This is a genomic window from Pseudoalteromonas sp. NSLLW24, assembly GCF_015864725.1.
Taxonomy (GTDB): Bacteria; Pseudomonadota; Gammaproteobacteria; order Enterobacterales; family Alteromonadaceae; genus Pseudoalteromonas; species Pseudoalteromonas arctica.
The window spans coordinates 24,551-46,691 of sequence record NZ_JADYWQ010000025.1 but is presented as its reverse complement, the minus strand read 5'-3'; the positions used below and the strand labels follow the sequence as shown (position 1 = coordinate 46,691).

At 39.5% G+C, this 22,141-nt stretch carries 19 protein-coding genes and 4 tRNA genes; 5 read left to right on the top strand and 18 right to left on the bottom strand.

Annotated features, from left to right (window positions below; all coding sequences use genetic code 11):
- Window positions 1-103: 103 nt before the first annotated feature.
- From I6E72_RS18590 to I6E72_RS18555, 8 genes are all read right to left on the bottom strand, one after another.
- A tRNA-Gly gene (locus I6E72_RS18590) sits at window positions 104-179 on the bottom strand.
- Between the two features lie 64 nt (window positions 180-243).
- Window positions 244-330 (bottom strand) — tRNA-Leu (locus tag I6E72_RS18585).
- Window positions 331-367: 37 nt separating this feature from the next.
- Window positions 368-441: transfer RNA gene (locus I6E72_RS18580), tRNA-Cys, on the bottom strand.
- Window positions 442-473: 32 nt separating this feature from the next.
- Window positions 474-549, bottom strand: a tRNA-Gly gene (locus tag I6E72_RS18575).
- A 212-nt stretch (window positions 550-761) separates the two neighbouring features.
- A complete protein-coding gene (gene pgsA, locus I6E72_RS18570) occupies window positions 762-1,307 on the bottom strand; it encodes a CDP-diacylglycerol--glycerol-3-phosphate 3-phosphatidyltransferase (RefSeq protein WP_032827134.1) in 546 nt (181 codons plus the stop codon).
- A gap of 42 nt (window positions 1,308-1,349) precedes the next feature.
- Complete coding sequence (gene uvrC, locus I6E72_RS18565; RefSeq protein WP_197113678.1) at window positions 1,350-3,173, bottom strand: excinuclease ABC subunit UvrC; 1,824 nt, start codon at window positions 3,171-3,173, stop codon at window positions 1,350-1,352.
- 9 nt (window positions 3,174-3,182) lie between these two features.
- On the bottom strand, window positions 3,183-3,833 hold the full coding sequence (gene uvrY / locus I6E72_RS18560; RefSeq protein WP_002963136.1) for a UvrY/SirA/GacA family response regulator transcription factor: 651 nt from the start codon (window positions 3,831-3,833) through the stop codon (window positions 3,183-3,185).
- Between the two features lie 108 nt (window positions 3,834-3,941).
- A complete protein-coding gene (locus I6E72_RS18555; protein WP_007587010.1) occupies window positions 3,942-5,093 on the bottom strand; it encodes a dicarboxylate/amino acid:cation symporter in 1,152 nt (383 codons plus the stop codon).
- A 362-nt stretch (window positions 5,094-5,455) separates the two neighbouring features.
- On the opposite strand from I6E72_RS18555, the gene cysK reads away from it, so the two are divergent.
- Together cysK and I6E72_RS18545 are read left to right on the top strand one after the other, a co-directional pair.
- Window positions 5,456-6,424: a cysteine synthase A gene (cysK, locus tag I6E72_RS18550; protein ID WP_002963138.1), complete on the top strand. Its 969-nt coding sequence runs from the start codon at window positions 5,456-5,458 to the stop codon at window positions 6,422-6,424.
- 142 nt (window positions 6,425-6,566) lie between these two features.
- On the top strand, window positions 6,567-7,001 hold the full coding sequence (locus I6E72_RS18545) for a hypothetical protein (RefSeq protein ID WP_007587009.1): 435 nt from the start codon (window positions 6,567-6,569) through the stop codon (window positions 6,999-7,001).
- A 76-nt stretch (window positions 7,002-7,077) separates the two neighbouring features.
- Here I6E72_RS18545 and I6E72_RS18540 read toward each other — a convergent pair whose 3' ends face one another.
- Complete coding sequence (locus I6E72_RS18540; protein WP_010555304.1) at window positions 7,078-9,354, bottom strand: acyl-CoA dehydrogenase; 2,277 nt, start codon at window positions 9,352-9,354, stop codon at window positions 7,078-7,080.
- A 167-nt stretch (window positions 9,355-9,521) separates the two neighbouring features.
- Between I6E72_RS18540 and I6E72_RS18535 the strand changes: the two genes are divergently transcribed.
- Complete coding sequence (locus I6E72_RS18535; protein WP_197113676.1) at window positions 9,522-11,369, top strand: M2 family metallopeptidase; 1,848 nt, start codon at window positions 9,522-9,524, stop codon at window positions 11,367-11,369.
- 67 nt (window positions 11,370-11,436) lie between these two features.
- Here the strand turns inward: I6E72_RS18535 and I6E72_RS18530 are convergent, their stop codons facing one another.
- From I6E72_RS18530 to I6E72_RS18495, 8 genes are all read right to left on the bottom strand, one after another.
- The gene (locus tag I6E72_RS18530; RefSeq protein ID WP_197113674.1) at window positions 11,437-12,240 is read right to left on the bottom strand and encodes a putative porin; all 804 of its coding nucleotides are present in this window, start codon (window positions 12,238-12,240) and stop codon (window positions 11,437-11,439) included.
- A 662-nt stretch (window positions 12,241-12,902) separates the two neighbouring features.
- Window positions 12,903-13,697: a putative porin gene (locus I6E72_RS18525; RefSeq protein WP_024591302.1), complete on the bottom strand. Its 795-nt coding sequence runs from the start codon at window positions 13,695-13,697 to the stop codon at window positions 12,903-12,905.
- A gap of 201 nt (window positions 13,698-13,898) precedes the next feature.
- Complete coding sequence (locus I6E72_RS18520; protein WP_007377979.1) at window positions 13,899-14,273, bottom strand: PH domain-containing protein; 375 nt, start codon at window positions 14,271-14,273, stop codon at window positions 13,899-13,901.
- Window positions 14,273-15,181, bottom strand: coding sequence for an ABC transporter ATP-binding protein (locus I6E72_RS18515; protein WP_007377980.1), 909 nt, complete (start codon window positions 15,179-15,181; stop codon window positions 14,273-14,275). Before I6E72_RS18515 ends, I6E72_RS18520 begins: the two co-directional genes overlap by 1 nt.
- Window positions 15,178-16,005 carry an ABC transporter permease gene (locus I6E72_RS18510; protein WP_024599820.1) on the bottom strand — a complete coding sequence of 276 codons (828 nt, stop codon included), beginning with the start codon at window positions 16,003-16,005 and terminating at the stop codon, window positions 15,178-15,180. The genes I6E72_RS18515 and I6E72_RS18510 overlap by 4 nt, the downstream gene beginning before the upstream one ends.
- A gap of 143 nt (window positions 16,006-16,148) precedes the next feature.
- A complete protein-coding gene (locus tag I6E72_RS18505; RefSeq protein WP_197113672.1) occupies window positions 16,149-17,330 on the bottom strand; it encodes a cystathionine beta-lyase in 1,182 nt (393 codons plus the stop codon).
- A 9-nt stretch (window positions 17,331-17,339) separates the two neighbouring features.
- A complete protein-coding gene (gene nudC / locus I6E72_RS18500; protein ID WP_197113680.1) occupies window positions 17,340-18,260 on the bottom strand; it encodes an NAD(+) diphosphatase in 921 nt (306 codons plus the stop codon).
- Between the two features lie 174 nt (window positions 18,261-18,434).
- Window positions 18,435-18,938 (bottom strand): LabA-like NYN domain-containing protein, encoded by a 504-nt coding sequence (locus I6E72_RS18495; RefSeq protein WP_024594121.1) that lies wholly within the window; start codon window positions 18,936-18,938, stop codon window positions 18,435-18,437.
- Between the two features lie 150 nt (window positions 18,939-19,088).
- On the opposite strand from I6E72_RS18495, the gene I6E72_RS18490 reads away from it, so the two are divergent.
- Complete coding sequence (locus I6E72_RS18490) at window positions 19,089-19,712, top strand: hypothetical protein (RefSeq protein ID WP_010555313.1); 624 nt, start codon at window positions 19,089-19,091, stop codon at window positions 19,710-19,712.
- Window positions 19,712-20,455, top strand: coding sequence for a DUF3307 domain-containing protein (locus I6E72_RS18485; protein WP_165735701.1), 744 nt, complete (start codon window positions 19,712-19,714; stop codon window positions 20,453-20,455). The genes I6E72_RS18490 and I6E72_RS18485 overlap by 1 nt, the downstream gene beginning before the upstream one ends.
- A gap of 127 nt (window positions 20,456-20,582) precedes the next feature.
- Here the strand turns inward: I6E72_RS18485 and I6E72_RS18480 are convergent, their stop codons facing one another.
- Window positions 20,583-21,977, bottom strand: coding sequence for a DEAD/DEAH box helicase (locus I6E72_RS18480; protein WP_007377987.1), 1,395 nt, complete (start codon window positions 21,975-21,977; stop codon window positions 20,583-20,585).
- Window positions 21,978-22,141 lie beyond the last annotated feature (164 nt).

Genomic DNA, 22,141 nt, shown 5'->3' with positions numbered 1-22,141 from the left:
CCGGCACGACTTGTTAGTCGAGGGATTTTAAATCCCTTGTGTCTACCAATTCCACCACTCGGGCATCGAGTTTGCTATTAAAAGCAAGTGGATAAAACTAATATGGAGCGGTACACGAGGCTCGAACTCGTGACCTCGACCTTGGCAAGGTCGCGCTCTACCAACTGAGCTAGTACCGCATCATATTAATTCTAAATTAACCATTTTAAAAATTACACTTGGTAATGTAATTAAACCACAAAGTGGTGCCCGAGGCCGGACTTGAACCGGCACGACTTGTTAGTCGAGGGATTTTAAATCCCTTGTGTCTACCAATTCCACCACTCGGGCATCGAGTTTGCTAATTAAAGCGTGTGGAGTGTTGAAATGGAGGCGGAACCCGGAGTCGAACCGAGGTAAACGGATTTGCAATCCGGTGCATGGCCACTCTGCCATTCCGCCCCAATACTGGAGTAATAACCTTGAGATAAACTTGGAGCGGTACACGAGGCTCGAACTCGTGACCTCGACCTTGGCAAGGTCGCGCTCTACCAACTGAGCTAGTACCGCATTTTATTTATCAGTTATTTGAATCAACACATGATGATTTATGTGAACATTCAGGTAACTGATTAATTACCGTTTTGTTTATCTCGGGGGCTATGCCCTCTCAACACGGACGCATTCTACAGAGATTATTAAACGCGTCAATACAAAAAATGCTAGTTTTGAACTGTTTGCTTGTTTTTTATCTAAAACGGTGCGTTATTATACATTTAGAGTTAATTTTTAGTCAATTCACCCCATGCTGCACGTAAATATTGCATCATAGAACTCAAGGTTAAAAAGGTCGCAATGTACAGTAGTCCAAAACTTAAATAGTTCATCCACGTATCATATTGCCAAATCAAACCGATAATGGCTAACATTTGTGCAGCCGTCTTTATTTTACCCATATTTGATACAGCTACATTACCACGCTTACCCTGCTCTGCCATCCATTCACGAAGTGCAGATATGATAATTTCACGGCTTATTATAATAAGAGCAGGTATTGTCATATACATTGACTGGTACTGATCAGATAACGCTACAAGTGCAGCACATACCATTACTTTGTCAGCAACAGGATCTAAAAAAGCACCAAAAGGAGTTGATTGCTCAAGCTTTCTTGCCAAATAACCGTCTAATATATCGGTGATCGATGCAAGCCAAAAAATAAAGGCGGCAGCAAAAAAAGCCCAGCTATAAGGCAAATAAAATATCACCAAAAAAACGGGGATAAGAAAAAGTCTAAATGTTGTGAGTGTGTTTGGAATATTCCACATAACTACTTGGATATGTCTTTTTTGCTATATTCGCATGTAGGGCTAGCCCTTGTCATGCAAATGGTTAAATATCTTCTCAGCCATGTCAGGGCTGATCCCAGGAACTTTCTTTAACTGTTCTATATTAGCAGCTTTTACACCCTGCATGCCCCCTAAATATTTTAATAATGTTTGGCGACGCTTAGAACCTACTCCATTTATTTCTTCTAGTAGTGATTGTGTACGTTGTTTTTGTCGTTTATTACGATGCCCTGCAATAGCAAAACGGTGAGACTCATCACGTATATGCTGAATCAAATGAAGCGCAGGCGCATTTGAATCCATTGGTATTGTTTTTCGACCACCGTCAATCAATAGTGTTTCAAGACCGGGTTTACGACTCGTTCCTTTTGCAACACCGACTAATAAAGGCATTTTAGTGTGCGGCCAATTAGAAAAGTACTGCTCAGCGCGTCCTAACTGCCCCTTACCGCCATCAATAAAGATAACGTCTGGAATCTTGTCTTCGTCTACTAACTTGTTATAGCGCTTGTTAAGTGCAAATTCCATTGCAGCATAATCATCGCCACCGGTTATACCTGTAACATTGTAGCGCCTATACTCTTTTGTATTTGGGCCTTGTGAGTCAAATACAACACAACTTGCAACGGTGTTCTCCCCCATGGTGTGGCTTATATCAAAACACTCCATTCGGGTAATATCATCAAGTCGCAGTGTTGCTTTTAATTGTGCATAACGTTTATTAATAGAGTCTTGGGTACTTTGCTTAACTGCAATACTGTTTAATGCATTTTTATTGGCCAGTTGTAAGTATTGAGCACGCTCACCACGGGTAACTACTTTAAGGGTTACTTTGCGCTCACTTATTTGTGTAAGCGCTTCGCCGAGTGCCCCGCTCTCTTCTATTTCAAACGGTAATATGATTTCTTTTGCAATACGCCCTGTTGCTCCTGGCGCTAAATAGTACTGTCCTAAAAATGAAGTCAATATTTCTTGCTCACTCGAATCTTTAGGTACTTTTGGAAAATAGGTTTTACTACCCAGTACTTTATGATCGCGGATCATTAATAAATGAATGCCGTTTAACCCGTTTAAATGCGCAAAACCGACAACATCCATTTCTGCAAAGTTACCAGAAATAGACTGTTGCTCCTGCATTTTACGAAGTAGCATTATTTGGTCGCGAACTTTTGCCGCTAATTCAAAGTTTAATTGCAGGCTGGCTGCTTCCATTTTTTTTATTAAATCAGCAATAACTTCGTGAGATTTACCCGTTAAAAACTTACGAACATAGTCAACTTGCTCACTGTAATCATCATCAGTTACTTTATTTACACATGGAGCTGAGCAACGTTTAAGTTGATATTGCAGACACGGGCGACTTCTTGCGCGGTAATAAGCATCTTCACATTGACGAACAGGAAATATTTTTTGCATTAAGCGCAAGCTTTCAGATACCGCTCCTGCGCTTGGGAAAGGCCCAAAGTACTCACCTTTAATTTTACGACTGCCACGATGAAATGCTAAACGAGGGTGTTTATGGCTAGTTAGTAAAATATAGGGGTACGACTTATCGTCGCGTAATAATATGTTGTACCGAGGCTGATATTTTTTTATTAGATTATTTTCAAGCAGCAGCGCTTCGGTTTCAGTATTGGTGAGGGTGACTTCAATGTTACAAATATTACTCACTAAAACGCGTGTTTTGCTATCGGTAATGTTACTTCTAAAATAACTGCTCACACGCTTTTTTAGATGCTTTGCTTTACCAACATAAATAACTTGGTTGTCACTATCAAGCATGCGGTATACGCCCGGCTCACTTGATAGCGTTTTGAGAAAATGTACGTGATCGAATTCAGACATAAATTATAGTTAGTACGAAACGTCTATATCAATCATTTTATGACGAATAGCTAAATGGGTAAGCTCAACATCACCACCTACATTTAACTTTTCAAACATACGGTAACGATAGCTATTTACTGTTTTAGAGCTTAGATTTAAGCGTTCAGCTATATTTTGTGCTTTTTCACCTTTGGTGATCATAAGCATAATTTGCAGTTCGCGCTCAGATAAACTCTGAAAAGGGTTTTCATCTGTGCGGCCTGTCACTTGTGCAAGCGCTATCTGCTGTGCAATTTCAGGTGCAATGTAACGCTGACCAGCATGAACACAACGAATGGCACGAACCATTTCGTCAGAGCCTGCACCTTTAGTTAAAAAGCCATGTGCACCAATTTGCATTACCTTGCTCGGAAACGGGTCTTCACAATTAACAGTAAGCACAATAATTTTTACATCTGGGCAGTAACGACAAATCTTTTTAGTCGCCTCTAATCCGCCCATACCTGGCATGTTCATATCCATTAATACTATGTTTGGCGCATGCTGACGACAAAACTGTACAGCCTCCTCGCCAGTTTTAGCTTCGCCAATTACTTTAAACCCTCGTACGTCATCAAGAATACGCTTGATTCCTGTTCGTACAAGTTCATGGTCATCAACTAAAAGTACATTAATCAATGGAACATCCTCACTTACCTAACAACATGCAATTTAATTAAATTAATTTGCCACAGTAACATACATAAAGCGAAACAATAATTAATATTATTGCCTCGCTCTAATAGTTTAAGATGACGATTTTTCGCTAAATCTGTCAACCCATAACGCAATGATACCATCACCCGTTACATTACACGCAGTACCAAAGCTATCTTGTGCTAAATAAAGTGCAATCATTAATGCAACAGCACCTTCATTAAACCCAAGCATGCTTGTTAATAAACCAAGCGCCGACATGACTGCACCACCTGGCGCACCCGGTGCTGCAATCATTACTACACCTAACATCATAATAAACGGTAGCATACCCATTAATGAAGGAACTTCCATGCTTGGCGATAAAAACATAACAGCCATTGCACAGGTTACTATAGTGATAGTTGAGCCTGATAAGTGAATAGTCGCGCAAAGTGGCACTGTAAAGTTAGCTACATCTTCTTTAACGTTATTTGCTTTACTTGATTGAAGCGATACTGGAATCGTTGCTGCACTTGACATAGTACCTAACGCTGTAAAGTAAGCTGGTAGCATATTTTTAACTAATTCGATTGGATTACGTTTTAACAATATACCTGTCGCTATATATAAAACGCTTAACCATAACCAATGCATAACAAGCGCTGCAATTAATACTACACCAAATGTTTGCAACGTATCTACCACAGTGCCTGCCACCGTCATTTCGGCAAATACGCCAGCAATGTAAAATGGTAAAGCTGGAATAATTACTTTCGATAATAACCCGTCCACTACATCACGACCCTGATCAGACACCTTTTTAAGCGTATCAAGTTCTAGTTGGCTCATGCCTATACCAAATACAAAAGCAGTCACTAATGCGGTCATTACACCCATCAGAGGTGGAATTTCTAAATCAATAAAACTACCTATTTCAGTAGCAACTTCTGCTTCGAATGTAATGCCACCACTTAAAAAAGGGATAACAGCACTTACTAATAAAAATGCAAGCGTACCTGCAATAATGGTAGAGCTGTAAGCAAACCCGACTGTTTTACCAAGTAAGTGACCAGACCCTTTTGGTAGGCCAGCAATACCCGATGCAATAAAAAATAAAATGATAAGAGGGATGGTAAAGGAGATAATTTGACCAATCAGCTCTTTTACTGTAAATAAAAGTTCAACACCAGTTATAGGTACATATAGTCCGACTAAGATACCGGCCACAATACCGGCAATTAATTTTAAGATTAACTTCATTGTGATTGCTTAATTGAATTTAGATACGTGTTTTTATCATGTTTTAGACGCATTGTGTGATAAAACTATTCAAGTTACATTCATATGCACAAATAACGAACAAATACAGCTTGATCCAATGCTCTTTCGAACATTTTTTGACTAAACGAGTTTTTACTCTTTAAATTTCAAATTAAGCCCGCACCTATAATAACTAAAGCACCGTTAATAATTGATTTTTATTTCGGCTGGTTATAAGCCCAATAGATATATGTTATAGCCAAACTTTACTTTAGTTTTTTTAAACTCACAGTAAAGTGTGTTTATATAGTTAGTAGCAAAGGCTATTAACACGTTGATCAGATTGCATCCAAAGGAACATTATGTCTACTATTTTTGAAGATAACTCACTAAGCATCGGTAATACACCGCTGGTAAAACTTAACCGTGTTACAGGTGGGAATGTATACGCTAAAGTTGAATCTCGTAATCCAAGCTTTAGTATCAAATGCCGCATTGGTGCATCGATGATTTGGGAAGCTGAAAAGTCAGGTCAGCTTGTTGAAGGTAAAGAACTTATAGAACCAACATCGGGGAACACCGGTATTGCACTTGCATTTGTTGCAGCAGCACGTGGTTACAAGTTAACGCTTACTATGCCAAACACCATGAGCCTAGAACGTCGCAAGCTATTAAAAGCATTAGGTGCAAATCTAGTACTTACCGACGGTGCTAAAGGTATGAACGGCGCAATTGAAAAAGCAAAAGAAATTCAAGCAACAGCACCTGATAAGTATATTTTATTACAACAATTCGAAAACCCTGCAAACCCAAAAATTCACTTTGAAACAACAGGCCCTGAAATTTACGATGCGCTTGACGGCAAAGTAGACTTTTTTGTAGCAGGTGTAGGTACTGGTGGTACTATTACAGGTGTTAGCCGCTACCTTAAAACAGAAAAAGGTTTAAACGTTAAGTCTATTGCTGTTGAGCCAACTAACTCTCCTGTTATTAGCCAAACGCTTGCCGGCGAAGAAATTAAACCTGGCCCTCATAAAATCCAAGGTATTGGTGCAGGCTTTATCCCTGGCAACTTAGATATGGACTTAATTGATGGTGCCGAGCTTGTATCTAACGAAGACGCAATTGCAATGGCGCATCAGTTAATGAAAAAAGAAGGTATTTTAGTCGGTATTTCGTCAGGTGCTGCGGTTGTTGCAGCTAAGCGAATTGCTGAAAAACCTGAAAACGCAGATAAAAATATTGTTGTTATCCTACCTAGTGCAACTGAGCGTTACTTATCAAGCCCAATGTTTGATGAAGAATTTAGTGAGCAAGAGTTAGTACAATAAGTAATTTTAAGATTTTTAAAAGGATGCTTTAGGCATCCTTTTTTATTATTTATTATCCAATTTTCTATTTATTGCCCCCCATACCTTTACATCTGCATAGATAAACCACACACTTTAAAAAAACTAATTAATAATAACTAATATGAAAAAAATCACGAGTTTATTAAGTTTGGTTATCTGTTTATTTTTATCAGCCTGTGGAGACGATACCAAAACACTTGGCGACACTCCTGGCGATACAGCAACCGCTTATTTTGATGCGCTTTATAACCAGCAAGACCTTCAAAAAGCCAGCACCATGGCAACACCCAATCTTACGCGCATCATGAAATCCTACGGCACTGCAAAACAGTTTTCCCGTAACTTAGTAAATATGCAATATGATGAAGTAACCATTGAAGTTGATATGACCAATATGAGCATCCGTGAACAATACGGTGATAACGCCAAAATAAACCTTATTTTTACCGGCTATTTAAATGGTGATAAAATTGACGAAATGCGCAGTGTAAAAATGCTTCGTAAAAAGGGCAAATGGTACATAGATAAAATAGTTGCCGACCCTTACGCTCGTTAAAATAAATGAATTAAATATAAAAAGGCCTTACATTTGTAAGGCCTTTTTCGCTTTAGTTAGTATTTAAAGTACTGCGCTACAGCTCACCTGGTTGAAAATTATCAACTGCGATGGCTTTCTTTCGTAACTTATTAGCGTGATGCATTGCATCTGCATCAGTTTGCTCTAATAACTTATTTTCAAGCGCATAATTTATAGCACCTTCAATATCAAGCGTTGCAGGCACACTGCCCTTACGCTGCCATTGTTTTAGATCTTTAAACTGCGCTTGCATATCATGCATAGCTAAAAATGCGCTTTCCATGACCCCTGTACCTGCATTTTCATCTACATAACATAAATGCGTTAAGCGGTTTCTAAATACACCCGGTTGAGTCATACGCTCACAAATACTTTGTGCAATTTCATCACTTGGTCTGTGGTAATGATTTCCAAGCGGGAAGACGATACGTTTAAGGGTAAAATTAACAACCGGATTTGAAAAGTTTTTAAAGAAGCCATTAAACGCTTGGCCAATTTCAAATAATGAGTTCTCAATAGCATATTTTACAAATGGTAAATCAGCTTGTTGGCGCCCTTCGTCTTCATAACGTTTTAAAACAGTTGATGCTAAGTACAAATGACTTAATACATCACCCAAACGTGCCGATATCATTTCTTTTCGTTTAAGCTCACCGCCAAGCATTAACATAGCCACGTCTGTGCAAATAGCTAAGCCTCGGCTCATTCTGCTCAGTTGCTTATAATAAACAGCCGTTTCACCACCTACAGGCGCTTTAGCAAAATAACTACGTGTTAAGCCATGCACAAATGCCATACCTGCATTACTTGCTGCAAATATTATATGGTTCATTAATAAACCATCAAATTGTTCAAGTGCTGCGTCGTCATCTTCCATTGCAGCGGCTTCCATTTCTTTTAAAACAAATGGATGACAGCGTGTTGCACCTTGGCCAAATATCATTAAGTTACGCGTTAAAATATTCGCGCCTTCAACCGTAATTGATACTGGAATACCCATATAGCCATGCGCCAAATAGTTATTAGGCCCTACTTGAATTCCTTTACCTGAATGAATATCCATTGCATCATTCATTACCGTACGACCCATTTCAGTCATATGGTATTTAGCAATCGCTGTTACAACCGACGGGCTTAATTTTAAATCAATCGCACCTGCGGTCATTAATCTGCATGACTCAAGTGTGTAAGTTAAACCACCAATACGCGCAAGTGCCTCTTGCACGCCTTCAAATTGCCCTATAGATACACCAAACTGCTGGCGTACCATGGCATATGCCGATGTCATTTTTGAAGCTAAATGTCCAGTTGCTGCACTCAATGCTGGTAGTGATATACCACGCCCTGCACTTAAACACTCAACAAGCATTCTCCAGCCACGCCCTGCACACTCTTGACCACCAATGATCCAGTCCAGTGGTATAAATACATCTTTACCGTAAGTGGTACCATTCATGAAGGCCATATTAAGCGGATAATGACGCTCACCCGTTTCGACACCCGGATGATCGGTTGGTATTAGAGCACATGTAATGCCTAGCTCTTTCTTATCACCTAATAAAGCATCAGGGTCATACATTTTAAATGCTAAGCCGAGTACAGTAGCCACGGGTGCAAGTGTAATGTAACGCTTTGACCAATTTAAACGCAGGCCCATTACTTGCTCGCCATTGTGCTCACCCATACACACCACGCCCGAATCAGGAATGCTGCCAGCATCAGAGCCCGCCTCTGGTCCCGTTAATGCAAAACAAGGAACATCTGTACCATTAGCTAAACTTGGCAGCCAACGATCTTGCTGCTCTTTAGTACCATAGTGAAGAAGTAACTCGCCCGGACCTAAGCTATTAGGCACCATAACAGTGACTGCGGCTGTTAAGCTTTTAGTCGAAATTTTTGACACTATCGTTGAATTAGCAATTGCCGAGAACTCACGACCGCCAAATTTTTCAGGAATGATCAGCGCAAAAAAACCTTCTGTTTTTAGGTAATCCCACACTTCTTTTGGTAAGTCTTTGTCTTTTTGTACAATTTGATAATCATCAAGCATCGCCAATAAGGTTTCTACTTGGTTAGCCATAAATGCGTTTTCTTTATCGCTAAGCTCTGGTTTAGGAAAGCGGTGCAGTTTTTGCCAGTCTGGGTTACCACTAAATAACTCACCATCCCACCAAACATCACCTGCTTCCATCGCCTCTCGCTCTGTTTGCGATAATGGCGGAAGCACCTTTTTGAACATTTTAAACGTAGGACGACTAATCAAGTTTAGGCGAATATCTTTAACCGCAAAAATAACCACCACCACGACCAGCAATATTATAAATATTAACATGCGCACATTCCTTACACATTGAATGAAAATAGTAACTTAATTATGACCCATCTTAATTTAAATACAATCATTGCACGACGAGTCGTGAGCCTTAACGCATTCATTTTATTGTTTTAAACATCACTGCTATTATCAACGTTTTAATAACAATAAATTAAAGGAATAGCATGACCCCCTTTCGATTTAAACTAAGTATGAGCGCCTTAATGGTAGCAAGTACTCTTGCTTTAACAGCCTGCGATGCGCAAGTAACGATAGACACTACCGATTCAGCACACACTAAAAAAGCTGTAACAGCTAAAGATGCAAATACATTTATAACAAACACAGAAAAAGAACTAAGTGCACTTTATTTAGAATCGAGCCGTGCAGAATGGATTTACGCAAACTTTATTACTCATGATACGTCGGCTCTATCGGCTGAAGTTAACCGTAAAATGACCGAAACAGTCGTGCGTTTAGCAAATGAAGCTGCAAAATACGACGAACTAGAGCTTGATTACGATGCTCGCCGTAAGCTTGATAAACTAAAACTAGCACTTACACTTCCTGCCCCACAAGACGCTGATAAAACAGCGCAACTTTCACAAATTGTCGCAGAGCTTGGCGGGCTATACGGTAAAGGTGAATACTGTAAAGAAGACGGCACCTGTTTAAGCCTTGGCGACATGACTTCAAAAATGGCCACCAGCCGAGATTACAACGAACTACTTGATTTATGGCAAGGCTGGCGTCAAATATCAAAACCAATGCGCTCACTTTACGAGCAACAAGTAGTGCTGACCAACGAAGGTGCAAAGGAGCTTGGTTATGCCGATACGGGCGCTATGTGGCGCAGTAAATACGATATGCCTGCTGATGACTTCACCACCGAGCTTGACCGTATTTGGGGCCAAGTTAAACCACTGTATAACTCGCTACATTGCCATGTTCGCGCAAAGTTAGGTGAAAAGTACGGCACCGACAAAGTACCTCAAGATCAGCCAATACCAGCGCACTTACTTGGTAATATGTGGGCGCAAGCATGGGGTAATATTTACGATGTAGTTGCACCAGAAAACGCCGATCCGGGTTACGTCGTAACCGAGTTATTAGCTCAAAATAATTACGACGAACTTAAAATGGTAAAAGGGGCTGAAAACTTTTTTACCTCAATGGGTTTTGACGCACTACCAGAGACATTTTACGAGCGTTCACTGTTTGTAAAACCAAAAGACAGAGATGTGCAGTGTCATGCATCAGCATGGAATATCGATAGCAAAGACGATTTACGCATTAAAATGTGTATTCAGCGCACAGGCGAAGAGTTTTCAGTTATTCACCATGAATTAGGTCATAACTTTTATCAACGCGCATATAATAAGCAGCCTTTATTTTATCAAGAAAGTGCAAACGATGGTTTTCATGAAGCCATTGGTGACACCATTGCCTTATCGGTTACACCGGGTTACTTAAAAGAAATCGGCTTACTTGAACAAGTACCTGATGAATCTAAAGATATTGGTTTATTAATGAAAATGGCACTTGATAAAGTCGCCTTTGTGCCGTTTAGCTTAATGGTTGATCAGTGGCGCTGGCAGGTATTTTCAGGAGAAGTAGCACCGGAAAATTACAATAAAGCATGGTGGGAACTACGTGAAAAATACCAAGGAGTGCAAGCTCCTATCGCACGTAGCGAAAATGATTTTGATCCGGGTGCTAAGTACCACGTTCCGGGTAACACGCCTTATACACGTTACTTTTTAGCGCATATTTTGCAATTTGAGTTTCATCGCAGCTTATGTGAAATTGCCGGTAACGATAAAGCCATTCATCGCTGCTCTATTTATAACTCAAAAGAAGCAGGGGATAAGCTAAACGCTATGCTTGAAATGGGTTCGTCTCGCCCTTGGCAAGAGGCGCTTGAAACTGTAACAGGTAAGCCGCAAATGGATGCAACAGCAATGCTCGATTACTTTGCACCATTACAAACTTATTTAGATAAACAAAACGAAGGCCGCAACTGCGGCTGGTAAATAGCGCTGAATAAAAAGCCCGCTCAAATGAGCGGGCTTTTTATTCATATTCTAATTTTCTGTTAAATTAGAACTGTAAGCTTACATTTGCAAAGTAAGCATCATAATCAGAATCATCCCAGTTATTGCCGTAACCTGCTTTTAAACCAACATTGTTGTTGAAAAAGTGTTGGCCACCAAGAGTGTAGTCATCATTTTTATTAACTGTAACAAACACCGATGTTGCTTTGCTGAAATAGTAGTTAGATGCTAATTCCCAGTTACTTGAACCGCCATCAACATCTTCAAATTTACCTTCAACAGTCAAGTAGTTACCTTGCTGTAAATCAACAAAGTACTTAGCTGCTACTGCACGGTAATCAAACTCATCATCTGCTGTTACTGTAAAGCCGATGTAATCAGTGCTGTTTAACTGATGGTTATATGCTAAGTCAAACACAAACTGATTGTCAGCATCTTCTACATCAACAAACGTTGCTTTTAATACAAGGTTTGGATTAAAGAAGTAACCCGCTGAAAGTTCAATTACATCCGTGCTTGAGCCAAAATCACTATCGAAATTATTGTACTGTGCACCTAATACAAAATCTTCTACAAAATACTCACCGCCAACGCTAGTAACATCTCCAAGATCATTATCACTGTATGCACCATAAACATTTGTTTGCTTATTGATGTATTCAAATTGATCGTAAGGACCTAAAGTCGCTTTTGGAGAAAAATAATACGTTGAGTCAACACTTACTGTGTCATCACCATCTACGTCCACATATCCTACATGGCTGATTGATTGGTAAGTATCTGCGGCTATTGCAGTGGTTGCAGCGCTTGATAATAAAATGCTCGAAATGATAACGGCTAATTTTTTCATTTTAAATTCCCTATAAATATTACTTTTATGCCTCAGCTGTCTAGCCAAAGTCGGGGCGCATCCTAACGCCAAAAAAATGAACAAAAACTGAATAAAGGTCAAATTAAACCCAGCGGAATTGTAATAATTTATACGTAAATGTAAATGCAAAGTATCCATTAAATCTACAAGACAATATCATGTCATCATTTAAATTTAAAAAGTAACAAATACGGTACAAACTGTCGCTAAATTGAACACAACTTAATTATTCGATAAACCTCATCAATATAATTTCCTCTCACTAAATTTTTTTAATTTCTCAAAAAATTACTCTATTTAATTCATTATTTCTGTATTTATAATGAAAAATAGGTTTGTATCCGTGCATATTTTTATCTGTTTTTTTCCAATAACTATTGTTTACTAGCAAAAACAACTCCAATACTTACTATTTTATAGCTATTATCATCGACTGCACTTAATGACTTTAGTAATAATTTAGCCATTCATGGCACTCTATTTATAACTTAAAGGAGTTATTTAGATGAGTATAATAAAGGCCGTAATTATGGCTGGTAAAAGTTTATAGTTGAAAGCTCAAACGTTTAAAAACGACAAAGCCCGCTAAATTTAGCGGGCTTTTTAATATTACTCTTGTATTAACTAAGTACGGGACTTAATTAAAACTGAAAACGCATGTTAGCAAAGTACGCATCGTTGTCAGAATCATCAGCGTTGTTTTCGTAACCCACCTTTACACCAATATTTTTATTGATAAAGTGTTGAGCACCAAAGCTATAAGTATCTTGCTTATTGTAGTTAGCAAATACAGATGTTGCCTTTGAAAAGTAGTAGTTAGTTTCTGCTACCCATTGGTTTTGGGCATCATCAATGCTTTCGTATTTACCTTCAAAAGTAAGGTAGTTACCTTGCTGTAAATCAATAAAGTATTTAGCAGCTACTGCACGGTAATCAAAATCGTCGTCTGATGTAAGTGTAACACCTACATAATCTGTGCTGTTTAGCATGTAGTTGTAAGCTAAATCAAATAATGCGTAATCATCGCCGTCTTTATTTTCAACTAGTGTTACTTTTGCAAGTAAATCAGGGTTGAAAAAGTAACCACCCGTCAGTTTATAAAGCTCACTGTTAGAACCTGAATCTGGGTCTAGGTTTTCGTAAGATGCGCCAACAACAAATTCATTAATGAAGTATTCACCACCAACTGATGTTAAATCGCCAAAGTCGTCATCAGCATAGCCACCATATACGTTAGTTTGTTTATTGATGTATTCAAACTGATCGTACGGGCCTAAAGTTTTTTTAGGAGATAAATAGTAAATAGAATCTACAGCAACAGTATCGTTGTTATCGCTATTTTTGTAGCTTAGGTTACTAATTGAATTATAGCTGTCTGCAGCAGCCGCAGTGCTAGATAATAAAATGCTCGAAATAATAACTGCTAATTTTTTCATTGTAAGACTTCCCTATGTACATTGCTTTTTATGCTCTAGCTGTATTGCTAAAGTCGAGGCACATGCTAACGTTAGGAAACTGAATGAAAACTTAACTAACCAGTTGTATTTATTAAGTTAATTGTAAGGAAGTGTTGTAAACTGTAAAATTAAAGTAGTTGCAACATCTAGTCAACAACTACTTAAAACATGTACCGCAGCTTAAAGCGCGTGTTGGCTAATAATACGATAAACATCGTTAATATTATCGCCAGACTTAAACTCTTTACTAATTGGTGTTGGATCTGAGCCAACCCATATTTTTAGCTCGGCATCTAAGTCAAAATGGCCTGCACTTTCTTTACTAAACTTGGTAATTTTAGAGTAAGCAATACTCACCATTTCCATTTTAGAGCCGGTCATACCTTGCTTATCAATTAAGATTAAGCGCTTATTAGTAAAAATAAACATATCACGTACTACTTTATATGCTTTTTCTACTTGCTCGCCGTCAATTAATGTATTGGCGAGGATTTTCTCTAAATCAGAATCGTCAACTTCGCTTGCATTACCCATAAGTCCGCTAAGTAAACCCATTATACTTTCTCCTGTTTAAATATTTGATTCTCTAATGTGTGACCATTAACTAACTGCCTGTACTGCCAGTGTTGCTGATGACAAAAATTCAGTAGTGCAATATCAAGTGGATCGCTCGTTGGCTGATACTCAACAACATATTCTTTATGTTGGCTCATATACACCCGGCTCACCCCTGCAATTGCTTGAAGCTGTTGCTCAACATTTTGATAAGCTTCGCTTAGCATTAATGTATAAAAGTGTTTATCGGTATTGTTTGTTTTTGTTTGATGCTCGCTTAGTACGCCTTTATCTAAATGAAGCACCTGTGAGCATAGTCGTTCAAGCTCAGTTAAATCGTGAGAGCTTAAAATAAACGTAGCCTGTTCACTTAATTCAGATACTAGCTCGCGTACTTCTCTGGCATGAATCGGATCAAGCCCTGCGGTTGCTTCATCAAGCATTACAATTTGTGGTGCGCCAATAAGTGCTTGCGCTATCGTAACGCGCTTGCGCATGCCGTGCGATAAGTCCCCCGCACGCTGCTTTGCAATCTCTTTTAAGCCAACCAAGTCAAGTACACGTAGCGCCTCAGTTTGGCTTTGCTTAGCGCCCATACCTTGCAGTTTTGCATAAAAGGCGAGTTGCTTGTCTATATTAAAACGAGGGTCAAGTTGTGCATCTTGCGGTAATGCACTTACTTTATTAAATAAAGCAGCGCTCCCTGGCTTATGCCCTAATATTTCAAGGCTGCCTTTACTTGGCGCTATATAGCCGCACAACAAACTAAATAAGGTGGTTTTACCCGCACCATTTGGCCCAACAAGCGCCACTGGCGCGCCTTTATTAATCTCAAAGTCCACATTATTAAGCGCAAGTTTTGCACCATACGATTTACTTAAACCGCTAGCTGTAATTAATGGTCTCATAGTGAGCTCCTTGCAAAAATACGTTGAGCAACACTTAGTAACACCGCAGTTTGCACAAGGGGAATAGCCACAGCGCTTAATAATGGTAAATTTTGCCCCGCTAATAACTCTATTTGCACACCCGGAAATAAATAATCAAGCAAGCCTAATGCGGGTATTTGCCATTGCAATATACCAACTACAATACCGCCTGCTGCAAAATATAAAATTGCCAATACAATAGATAAACGCGATGAGCGAGCAAAGGTATTTATTAACGTCATAAGTGCTACAAATGGGCACAGAGTAATCACTAATATTAAAAATATAGAAAGCGCACGGGCAAAACCACCAGCCAGTAAACTTGGATCTCTAAAACCCAATACCGCGAGCGTAGCCACAAGAGTAATGCCCACTAAGCAGGCTAATACCGCTAATTGCCCTAAAAAACGACCAAACAGTATTTCAAAGCGAGTGGAGCGCAGTGATAAAAACCTTAGTGTGCCGCGCTCTCTATCGCCTACCGTTTGGTCGCTACAAATAAATAAACCAAAAACGGGAAAGCTATACAGGGCTATTAACCAGTACATAGCAAATTCGGCCTCAGGCCAATCCAATAATTTACTTAAACCAATAGAACCTGATATATCACGGGCTATTTGCTCAAAATCGGGCGCACTTACAATGCCTACTGCCTGCCCTATTGGGTAGCGCAGTATTATTAGCCACACCAATGCAAAGGCAGCTAATGCAATAAGTCCACGTTTAGTTAAAAACATACGTACAAGCTCAAATCCCGCTATTTGCGTTAATCGCCCTACGTTTATCGGTAATGGTGTTGCCATTGACTATCCTTAATGACTTTTTATTTTCTGTGTATTTATCCACACTAAGTGTAAACACCTTGAATTACCAGCAAAAAAAAGCTCACCTATAGTGAGCTTTGTAACAATACATTTAAATGTAACAGCATAAATTGCGATATAAATTATAAATGCTGCTTATAAACCTCAAGTGCTTGGCTTAAATCGCTAATTAAATCTTCAACATCTTCAAGGCCAATATGCAGGCGAATAACCGGGCCTAAATCCCAACCTGTATTTGAACGCAGCCCTTTCATAGTTAAATTAGCCGTTACTAAACTTTCAAAACCGCCCCACGAAAAGCCCATTTTAATATGCTCAAGGCTATCTAAAAATGCATCAATCGCTTTTTGATTACCGGTTTTCATCACAAATGAAAACAACCCATTACTGCCATCAAAATCACGTTTAAAAAACTCATGCCCTGGGCAGGTTTCAAATGCAGGGTGGCGAATATGATCAACAAGCTCATGTTGCTCAAGCCATTTAGCTACTTCTATTGCTGCTTTTTCATGTTGATTTAAACGCACACCCATTGTACGCAGGCCTCTAAGTGCTAAATACGCATCATCGGCACTGGTACATTGCCCTAGTAAGTATGAGTTTTCGCGCAAGGTTGGCCAGTACTTTTTATTAGCAACAGCCACCCCCATCATCACGTCTGAATGGCCGACAATATACTTCGTTGCAGCCTGAATACTAATATCAACACCGTGCTCTAGCGGACGATAATGCAAACCGTTGCCGTAGGTATTATCAAGTATGGTCATTACGCTATGCTCATTGGCTACTTTTACTATAGCAGGCACATCTTGCACTTCCATCGTAATAGAACCTGGGGACTCTAAAAACAATACTTTGGTATTTGGCTGAATGTAGTCTTTAATACCTGCGCCAATGGTTGGCGGGTAATAGGTTGTTGTAATGCCCAGCCCCACTAAAATTTTATCGCAAAAATCGCGAGTTGGTTCGTACACGTTATCAACCATTAAAATATGATCACCGGTTTTTAAAAACGATAAAAATACTTGGCTGATCGCCGCAGCGCCACAAGGGTACAATGCACACCCTTCGCCGCCTTCAAGTTCTGTAATCGCTTCTTGTAGCGCAAAGTGTGTTGTTGTTCCTCGGCGCCCATAAAATAACGTTTTATCGCCACGGGTTTTAGCTGCTTCTTTTAAATCGGCTACAGTATCAAATACAATGGTAGATGCACGCTGTACAACGGGATTTACTACGCCATGTGTATAGGCTTTTTTTCGCCCTGATGATACCAGCTGAGTGTTTTTATTACTTTTACTCGACATTGTTAATCCTTAAGGGTTTGTGCGCCAATGCTCAATTAAATAACGAGAGATAGAATCGGTTCTAGGCAGCTTTAAATGCTCGCCTTCTTCGTGCCAATTACCAAATTGCTCTAAGTCTTCACGACTAAACCATTTTGCATCGTCTAGCTCTTCTTTATCTACGTTAATTTCCTCAGATGTCGCCTCTGCAAAAAAACCAAGCATAATTGACGATGGGAACGGCCATGGCTGAGATGCAACATAACGTACGTTATCAACCTCTATGCCTGCCTCTTCTTTAACTTCACGCGCAACAGCTTGTTCCAGTGTCTCCCCTGGGTCTACAAATCCAGCAAGCGACGAATACATACCAATAGGCCACGCAGCTTGACGACCTAATAAACAGCGTTCTACTCCGTCAGCAAAGACTTTAGTAACGACCATAATTACCGCAGGATCGGTACGCGGGAATGTAGGATGCTTACAGTTTTCGTTTTCACACACTCTAGAGTGCCCGGCTTCCACTGAACGGTTTTTACTACCGCAGCGCCCACAAAAACGGTGCGTTGCATGCCAATAACATAAGCCTCTTGCAAGTGCGGCTATTGAGGCATATTTAATGGTTACTTGAGGCCCATATTGGCGAATATCAAAAAATTGAGCGCCCTCTATTAAAGGCGTAAGTATGCTTTCATCCAGATCAGAAACATCCAATGCAAACACACCATGTTTAGCATTGTTTAAACCAACAAAAATAGCACTCGTTAAATCTAAATGCGCCACTTGTTGATACGTTAAATAGCTTACTTTAGGGGTATCTTTAATAAATAGGGTTTGATTATTTTTAACTAAAACCCATTTACTTTGCGCCGACATTTGCGCTTTAAGCCACGATGGGTCTTTACGAAAATTTGAGCCTCTGTCTAGTGGCATGTTGCTGTAATGAAGCATGTAAGTCCTTGGTAACTCGTTATGCTTTAAAATTACCATAATCATTTAGCAAACCCAATTGATTACAGTAATAAAAAAAGCCTATATAAGGCTTAATTCATCTATTACGGCTTTGTATTAAAATCTCTCATGTTGCAGGCACTTAGCTTGCACTTTTTTAACTATTTTTTACTGTTAAAGGAGCAAAGTATTATCAATTAAATGAAATTGCTCTGCGCTTTGTTTTAATACCTCAGCGGTTAACCGGTCAGCACCGTATACATCGCACGGTACATTATATTGATTTTTTAAATGCCCAAGTAACAAAGCAAAGTCACCATCGCCAGAGAGCAAAATAACCTTATCAAGATTCTTACCCTGCTCTAACATGTCTATTGTTATGCCTACATCCCAGTCACCTTTAGCACTTCCATCACGGCGTTGAATAAATGGCTTTAGCTTTACGTCAAAACCAATCGCACGCAAAATATTTTGAAACTGATTTTGCTTTTCATCACCTCGATAAATAGCGTACGCAAAAGCACACTCAATATTGTATTGCGCCTGCATTACCCGCCAAAACGCATTGTAGTCAAAGTTTTTTCCGTAACTCTCGCGGCACGTGTAATAAATATTTTGCACATCAACAAAAATACCTACGCGTGGTTTCGTGCTTTGCTGCTCGTTTTGTAAAGTCATTTAGTGTCCTAGTGAGGATTAATAGCAATAAAAGTAACGTTATAAAATAAGTGTACCTTGCAATTTATATTTAAGTAACCTAAATTAGTTACATACCCTTATGTAACCAATATTGGTTACATATTAAAAAGTAACCATTTTGAGATTTTTATGATTGGTGTGATCAGCGGCGATATTATTAAATCGCAAACAATCCCTAAGCAGCAATACGATGCCATGCTTTATCAACTAGAGCAAAGTTTGCGAAACATTTCGGGGGAGCAAACACTTTGGAATATATACCGAGGCGATGCCTTTCAGTTACAAGTTAATAATCCTGAGCTCCTTTTTAAAAATGCCATACTTGTATATTTACACCTTAAATCGTCAGGTTATGAGCTACGGCAAAGCTTGGCACTTGGGCAAATAGATAACCCACGCAGCGATATAAAAACAGCAACCGGTTCTGCTTTTACCCTTTCGGGGCAAGGCCTTGATAAAATAGGTAATCAACGCTTTGTTTTTAATATTAATGAGCAGCAGCTTGATGAAAGCTTAAATCTTAATTTAGCCTTTGCCGACGTATTACTCACTAAAATCACGCAAAAACAAGCAAATGCCCTGTATGTCTATTTAACATCATCAGACAACAGCCACGCGGCACTGGCTAAAGAGCTTAAAACAAGTCGCGAAAATGTAACAAAACTACTAAATTTAGCGCACTACCAACTTATAGAACGCTTTATTAAACACACACAACACGTTATAAAAAATATAATTAAAGGAGGTGAATAATGCAGTTTTCACTTTTACTGGTCGCGCTTATTATTGGCCACTTACTCGCTGATTTTTACTGGCAACCTATGAGTTGGGTAAACGACAGAAACACCCGTCACTTTAAAGCCAGTAAGCTTTATTTTCATGTACTTGTGCATGGTGTAACAAGTGCACTCATTATTACCGTGTGGGAATACACATTCGGGTGGCAACAACTAAGCAGTGTTTTAATTGCCACGGCGAGCATTATGCTGAGCCATTACTTTATTGATATAGCTAAATCGTATTCTAATAAAGGCGTGGTGCCTTTTTTACTTGATCAAATAGCGCACATACTCGTTATTATTGCGCTCAGTATTTGGCTAACTGATAACAATAGCTTTATGGCAGCAATTAATAATATGCTCACTGATCCCAAAATACTGTGGGTGGTATGCGGTTATTTAATTATTTTAAGTCCTAGCGCCGTATTTATAAGAATGATGTTAGAGCGTTTAACAAGTAACTTTTCAAGTACTGGTAGCTTACCATTTGCAGGGCAAAGCATAGGTATGCTTGAGCGCGTACTTATGCTGAGCTTTATATTGCTTGACCAATTTGCAGGGCTTGGCTTTTTACTTGCGGCAAAGTCGGTATTTAGGTTTGGTGATTTAAGTGCAAGCAAAGATAAAAAACTTACCGAGTACGTTATGCTCGGCACACTACTTAGCGTAAGTGTTACTTTATTTGTCGGCTTGGGTATTAACTATTTAATCAGGTAGGCAATACAGTAAGTACAAATTACAGGCAATAAAAAACGCGCTGCTTCTATTTATTCAAAAGAAGAGAGCGCGTTTTTTGTATCAGCCTTTAACCAAGTTCTAAATTAATTAAACGCCAATATGATCATTAATCGTTATTTGTGCGACGACGGCGTTGGCCACTACCGCCAACAGATTCACGCTTTGCCCATGGGTTTTGCGCGCTGTCATCTGTTTTAGCAGCTGGCTTTTTAGAACCACCACGGCGTGGGCCGGTACCATTACCACCATTATTTGGCTTTTTACTGTTAGGCTTGCTGCTATCAGATTTAGGCTTATTGAAAGGCTGCTTTTTCTTAGGCTTTTTAGACGGCAGTGGGCGAGCATCTAATGCGCGCTCTGCTACTGGGTTAATAGGCTCAAAACCGTCTTCTTCAGCACGTGGGATAAGCTCACCAATAAAGCGCTCAATACCGTATAAATCAACAGCATCTTCTGTTGTTACAAACGAAATCGCATGACCCGACGCACCGGCACGGCCTGTACGGCCAATACGGTGAACGTAATCTTCATATACATTTGGTAAGTCGTAGTTAACAACATGCGGTAATTCAACAATGTCTAAACCACGTGCAACAATGTCTGTTGCTACTAGTACGCGTACTTCACCACTTTTAAAACCATCAAGTGCTTTAACACGTGCGCCTTGTGATTTATTACCATGGATAGCCGCGCCTACAATGTCATCGCGCTCTAGTTGTTTAACTAAGCGGTTAGCACCGTGCTTTGTGCGGCTAAACACTAATACTTGTTGCCAATCGTTAGTACGAATTAAGTGGCTTAGCAATGCTGTTTTACGTGTTTTATCTACCGCATAAACACACTGAGTAACACTTTTTGCAGTAGTATTTTTTGCAGCAACTGAAATTTCAACAGGGTCATTAATTAACCCTTTTGCTAATGCACGAATTTCGTCAGAAAATGTAGCCGAAAACATCAAGTTTTGACGTTTAGCAGGCATTTTAGCAATTAAGCGTTTAATGTCGTGAATAAAGCCCATGTCTAACATGCGGTCAGCTTCATCGAGTACAAGCACTTCAACGCTATCAAATTTAACTGCATTTTGATTATGTAAGTCGATTAAACGACCCGGCGTTGCTACTAAAATATCAACACCTTTACGAAGACGCTGCATTTGTGGGTTAATTTTAACGCCACCGTAAACTACAAATGAGCTCACATCCGAATGCTTAGCGTACTCTTCAACGTTTTCGCTTACTTGCAAAGCAAGCTCACGTGTAGGCGTTAAAATAAGTGCACGTACGTGGTTACTTTTAGCTTTAGGGCCTGACGACAAACGCTCAATAAGTGGTAATGTAAAACCCGCTGTTTTACCTGTACCTGTTTGCGCTGCTGCCATAACATCACGGCGTTCAATAATTGCAGGAATTGCTTGAGCCTGAATCGGCGTTGGCGTTTCATAGCCCTTTTCTAAAACCGCATTAACCAAAGACTGTGATAAACCTAAACCTTCAAAACTCATATAAACTCTCTTTTAAATTAGGCTACGTTAGCCAGTTGCGCGCATTATACCTGTAGTAGCTAAGAATGCATGCCATTATTTACGTTGCGAGCAATTGAGCATAGCTTAATAAAATTAAACCTGTGCTCAAGTTGCTTAAAAATGCAAAAAACGGCCATAAGCCG

Coding starts and splice junctions, on each gene's coding strand:
- pgsA (WP_032827134.1), bottom strand. CDS start 1,307: ATGTGGAATATTCCAAACACACTCACAACATTTAGACTTTTTCTTATC.
- uvrC (WP_197113678.1), bottom strand. CDS start 3,173: ATGTCTGAATTCGATCACGTACATTTTCTCAAAACGCTATCAAGTGAG.
- I6E72_RS18555 (WP_007587010.1), bottom strand. CDS start 5,093: ATGAAGTTAATCTTAAAATTAATTGCCGGTATTGTGGCCGGTATCTTA.
- cysK (WP_002963138.1), top strand. CDS start 5,456: ATGTCTACTATTTTTGAAGATAACTCACTAAGCATCGGTAATACACCG.
- I6E72_RS18545 (WP_007587009.1), top strand. CDS start 6,567: ATGAAAAAAATCACGAGTTTATTAAGTTTGGTTATCTGTTTATTTTTA.
- I6E72_RS18540 (WP_010555304.1), bottom strand. CDS start 9,354: ATGTTAATATTTATAATATTGCTGGTCGTGGTGGTGGTTATTTTTGCG.
- I6E72_RS18535 (WP_197113676.1), top strand. CDS start 9,522: ATGACCCCCTTTCGATTTAAACTAAGTATGAGCGCCTTAATGGTAGCA.
- I6E72_RS18530 (WP_197113674.1), bottom strand. CDS start 12,240: ATGAAAAAATTAGCCGTTATCATTTCGAGCATTTTATTATCAAGCGCT.
- I6E72_RS18525 (WP_024591302.1), bottom strand. CDS start 13,697: ATGAAAAAATTAGCAGTTATTATTTCGAGCATTTTATTATCTAGCACT.
- I6E72_RS18520 (WP_007377979.1), bottom strand. CDS start 14,273: ATGGGTTTACTTAGCGGACTTATGGGTAATGCAAGCGAAGTTGACGAT.
- I6E72_RS18515 (WP_007377980.1), bottom strand. CDS start 15,181: ATGAGACCATTAATTACAGCTAGCGGTTTAAGTAAATCGTATGGTGCA.
- I6E72_RS18510 (WP_024599820.1), bottom strand. CDS start 16,005: ATGGCAACACCATTACCGATAAACGTAGGGCGATTAACGCAAATAGCG.
- I6E72_RS18505 (WP_197113672.1), bottom strand. CDS start 17,330: ATGTCGAGTAAAAGTAATAAAAACACTCAGCTGGTATCATCAGGGCGA.
- nudC (WP_197113680.1), bottom strand. CDS start 18,260: ATGCTTCATTACAGCAACATGCCACTAGACAGAGGCTCAAATTTTCGT.
- I6E72_RS18495 (WP_024594121.1), bottom strand. CDS start 18,938: ATGACTTTACAAAACGAGCAGCAAAGCACGAAACCACGCGTAGGTATT.
- I6E72_RS18490 (WP_010555313.1), top strand. CDS start 19,089: ATGATTGGTGTGATCAGCGGCGATATTATTAAATCGCAAACAATCCCT.
- I6E72_RS18485 (WP_165735701.1), top strand. CDS start 19,712: ATGCAGTTTTCACTTTTACTGGTCGCGCTTATTATTGGCCACTTACTC.
- I6E72_RS18480 (WP_007377987.1), bottom strand. CDS start 21,977: ATGAGTTTTGAAGGTTTAGGTTTATCACAGTCTTTGGTTAATGCGGTT.